The 4,055-nt window shown below is 52.5% G+C and carries 4 protein-coding genes and 1 pseudogene; all 5 read right to left on the reverse strand.

Annotated features, from left to right (window positions below; translation table 11 throughout):
- Window positions 1–47 precede the first annotated feature (47 nt).
- Window positions 48–584: a YfiT family bacillithiol transferase gene (locus I656_RS00475; protein ID WP_033006887.1), complete on the reverse strand. Its 537-nt coding sequence runs from the start codon at window positions 582–584 to the stop codon at window positions 48–50.
- Between the two features lie 55 nt (window positions 585–639).
- Entirely contained in the window at window positions 640–2,307 is a 1,668-nt protein-coding gene (locus tag I656_RS00470) for an alpha-glucosidase (RefSeq protein ID WP_015374007.1), read from the reverse strand.
- Between the two features lie 133 nt (window positions 2,308–2,440).
- Window positions 2,441–3,364, reverse strand: coding sequence for a ketopantoate reductase family protein (locus tag I656_RS00465; protein ID WP_015374006.1), 924 nt, complete (start codon window positions 3,362–3,364; stop codon window positions 2,441–2,443).
- 153 nt (window positions 3,365–3,517) lie between these two features.
- Window positions 3,518–3,721 (reverse strand): YbdD/YjiX family protein, encoded by a 204-nt coding sequence (locus I656_RS00460; RefSeq protein ID WP_011230117.1) that lies wholly within the window; start codon window positions 3,719–3,721, stop codon window positions 3,518–3,520.
- Window positions 3,714–4,055 (reverse strand): annotated as a pseudogene (locus I656_RS00455) (carbon starvation protein A); the annotation flags it as partial. The gene I656_RS00460 and the pseudogene I656_RS00455, both read right to left, overlap by 8 nt.

A 4,055-nucleotide genomic window follows, 5' to 3' on the forward strand; every position in this document is an offset into this window, starting at 1 on the left:
TGCGCGAAATAGGATGAAGAAAAAAGCCGCCGAACAATCGGCAGCCTTTACCATCCTTTTCGTTTGCGCAACGACACAATTTGTGCGGTATGATGTTTCCCATGCCATGCATACAGCGCGGTCAATACGTACAGCGGCATCGGCCGCAACGCTCCTTCCGGTTGGATGAGGCGATGAAAATCGGCTTCTGTCATCGACTCGAGCAGCGTCGTCCACCGTGCATGCAGTCCGTCAAGCAATAAAAGCGACGGTTCAATGGGCAGCGAGCAAGCATCGGCCGTTTTCGCCCATTCGCTTTCCGCAAACGGCTTCACCGTTGGGCCGTCTTCCGTCACTCCCCATTTCGTGCGCAAAAACGCATTCATGCTTGCATCAGCCAAATGATGGACGACTTGGGCCACCGTCCAGCCGCCGTCGCGATACGGCGTGTTCAGCTGCTCATCGTTCAAGCCGGAAACAGCGGTTCTTAAGTCGTTCGGCAGTCCGCGGATGGCAGCAATCCACTTTTGCACCTCCTCAGCCTCAAAACGCTCCGGCTCTTGAAACGTTCCGATCGGGTAGCGAATCGGATCGACCGTCGCCATGTTGATCATCTCCCTTCCGTATTCATTCATTCCACACAGAAAGGCAAATTCCTTCTTATTCTTTCCAGATGTATACGCGCGCCTCGTACGGCTTCAGCTTAAAACGCGTCGCATTTTTATGCGGACGGACCGGGTAGTTCGAGAGCGCCAAATCGCTTGACTGAAGGCGGAAGCCGTCATAGCGGTAAAGTGAAGGACGATCAGATACGTTGACCATGATAAGCGCCCGATCGCGGCCAAGCGTTCTTGTGTACGCGTAAATGGATGGGTGGTTTTCCAAAAGCAGATCGTACGTTCCGTAAACAAACAGCTCGTTCGCTTTCCGAAGCTGAATCATTTGTCGATAAAACGACCATACCGAGTTCGGGTCGCGCCGCTCGGCCTCGACATTGATCGTACGATAGTTTTCGTTCACCTTGATCCATGGCGTACCTGTCGTGAATCCAGCGTTTGGGGCACCAGACCATTGCATCGGGGTGCGCGAGTTGTCGCGCCCGGTTTGCCAAATGATCTTCATCACTTCCTCATGCGTCCGGCCGTTCGCCCGTTCGAGTTCATACAGACGCAAGGCAGCGACATCGCGGTAGTCGCGAATGTCGGAAAATTGCACGTTCGTCATCCCGATCTCTTGCCCTTGGTAAATGAACGGCGTCCCTTGCATGAAAAAGTAGAGCGCGCCAAGCGCCTTCGCGCTCTCCGCCCAATACTCGCCGTCATTTCCCCATGTCGACACTGATCGAGGCAAGTCGTGGTTTTCCAAAAAGAGCGCGTTCCACCCACGGTTTTCCAATCCTTTTTGCCATTTCGTCAACGTCCGCTTCAGCCGGCGGACATCGATCGAACCATCGGCTTTCCTTTTCCAAAGCCCTAAATGCTCAAACTGAAAAATCATATGAAACACGCCGTTTTCTTCCCCGACCCATTGTTCGGCCTCATCAACCGTTACTCCGTTCGCCTCGCCGACCGTCATAATGTCATATCGTGCAAACGTTTGCTCTTTCAACTCTCGCAAATACTCCATAATCCCTGGCTGGTTCATGTGCGCAGCAAATGACGGCACGTACTTCAGCCCCTTCGGATTTGGCAAATCGGGAAGACCCGGCTTTTTCTTAATGTGGGAAATCGCGTCGATGCGAAAGCCGTCGATGCCTTTATCCAGCCACCAGTTGATCATGTCATACAGCGCTTCGCGCACCTCTCTGTTTTCCCAGTTCAAATCGGGCTGTTTCACATCGAAAAGATGTAAATAGTACTGCCCCGTCCGCTCGTCATACTGCCATGCCGAGCCGCCGAAAATGCTTTCCCAGTTGTTCGGTTCGCGCCCGTCTTTGCCGTCGCGCCAAATGTACCAGTCGCGCTTCGGATTGTCTCGCGATGACCGCGATTCGATAAACCACGGATGCTCATCACTCGTATGATTGATGACCAAATCCAAAATGACTTTCAACCCGCGCCGATGGGCTTGGGCAAGCAATTCATCGAAGTCATCCATCGTTCCAAACTCATCCATAATGGCATAATAATCGCTGATGTCATATCCGTTATCGGCGTTCGGCGACCGGTAAATCGGACAAATCCAAATGATGTCGACTCCAAGCTCCACCAAATAATCCAGCTTTTCGATGATGCCGCGAAGATCACCGATGCCGTCGCCGTTGGCATCCATAAAGCTGCGAGGATAAATTTGATACGCAACGCCTTCTTTCCACCATGTTTTTTTCAAGGCTGCCTCCTCCTTGTGCACACGTTTTCACTATTAACTGTACACGATATTGGTGCGATAAACAACTTTTCTTTTTCTCAAAAAAACAGCCGGTTGACGGGGCTGCACGCTCCTGCCAACCGGCTGGGGTTGATCAACTCGTTGCGCGGCTCGCTTCATAAATTTTTAAATTGTGATATACTGCCTCAAGCATCGGGGCATGGATGCCATGCCGTTTCGCCAATGCCAGCAAATACCCTTGCAAATGGTCGGCTTCGATGAGCTGTCCTTTTTCCATATCGCGCTGCATGGACGATTTCATCGTTGGGGCGATCTGTTCGAGCTGGGTGCGTTGCCGCTCGGCCATTTCATCGGTCAACGGCGCCCCATGCGCTTGGATGATCGTTTTGATTTCGCGAAACAGCCGGTCGATGATGACGCTCCCGTACTCGCCGGAGCGAATCGGCCCGATCGGGGCGCGGAACAGCGTCGTCACGCCCGACATCGTCGCGATAAACAAATATTTGTTCCACATATCAGCCGCAATTTGTTCGCTTAGGCGAAAACGGGCATTGGCGCCGGCAAACAGCGATTCGAGCGCCTTCACCCGTTCAGTCCGTCCTGCGGGCCATTCGCCGAAACGCATCTCATGCGCCGGGCTCGTTTGGATGATCTCCCCTCTCTCGTTTAACGTCGTTTCGATAAAGCAAAGCCCGCCTAAGACATTCTCGCGGCCGAACGCCTTCCATAACGCCTCCATATGGGCCATGCCATTTAACAACGGCAAAATCATCGTCGCCTCTCCAACATACGGTTTCGCGTCGGCGATGGCGCCGTCTAAATGGTACGCTTTGTTTGAGAACACGACAAGATCAAATGGCTCGGCCGATTCACCGGCAACAAGCAATCTCGGCGCCAATACCGCATCGCCATGGATGCTGTGGATGACAAGCCCGTATTTCTCCAGTTCCTGTTTTCTGCGCTCGCGGACAAGAAACGTTACGTCCACCCCTTTTTCAAGAAGACGGCCGCCGAAATACCCGCCGACCGCTCCCGCTCCGACAAACAGAATGCGCATCGTATGTACAGCTCCTTTCTCTACTTGAGGGTTGATCCTACGCTTCCAACGTCTTTCACAAAAGCCATGCCGCCAATCGAACATGTTTCTCCACGATGATAAACAAGAAGAAAAAAGGAAGAAGGGAACGCGCCCCTCCTTCCTTCTCGTCCGCTAGCAGCAACGCGACACTTTGCCGCCTTTGGCATTGTAGCGCGCCTCTTGCGCCTCGCAGAAAAACTCTTTCCGCGACTTAATCGGCTCGCCAGGGTGATGGGTTTTCATATGCTCAACATATTTTTCATAACTCGGCACGCCGACAAGCAAGTCAAGAAACTGCCGGCGATAAGCCAAAACGTTTTGCAGCCATTTAGGCATAGTGCTTCGCTCCTTCTCCATCGCGCGGCACATACGGCGCTTCTTTGAGCGGCACATGTTTGTTTTGAAGCACTTTGATCCAGATGTTCAATGCGGAAATGAGCATGGCGATCACCACGAGCATGAAAATCGCGCACAATGTCGCATCAATGTAGTCGTTCATAATAATTTGCCGCATTTGCGCCTCATTCGTTGCCGGCGCCAAAATTTTGCCTTGGCTCAAGCTGTCTTGGAACATTTTTGCATGCGACAAGAAACCAATTTTGACGTTTTCATGGAACAGCTTTTGATACCCGGCCGTCAGCGTGACGACCAAAAGCCATGTTGTCGGCAC

Origin of the sequence: Geobacillus sp. WSUCF1 (assembly GCF_000422025.1) — a bacterium.
Taxonomy (GTDB): Bacteria; Bacillota; Bacilli; order Bacillales; family Anoxybacillaceae; genus Geobacillus; species Geobacillus zalihae.

Excerpts from the sequence above, each read along its gene's own strand:
- I656_RS00475 (WP_033006887.1), bottom strand. The coding sequence starts at position 584 with ATGGCGACGGTCGATCCGATTCGCTACCCGATCGGAACGTTTCAAGAG.
- I656_RS00465 (WP_015374006.1), bottom strand. The coding sequence starts at position 3,364 with ATGCGCATTCTGTTTGTCGGAGCGGGAGCGGTCGGCGGGTATTTCGGC.
- I656_RS00460 (WP_011230117.1), bottom strand. The coding sequence starts at position 3,721 with ATGCCTAAATGGCTGCAAAACGTTTTGGCTTATCGCCGGCAGTTTCTT.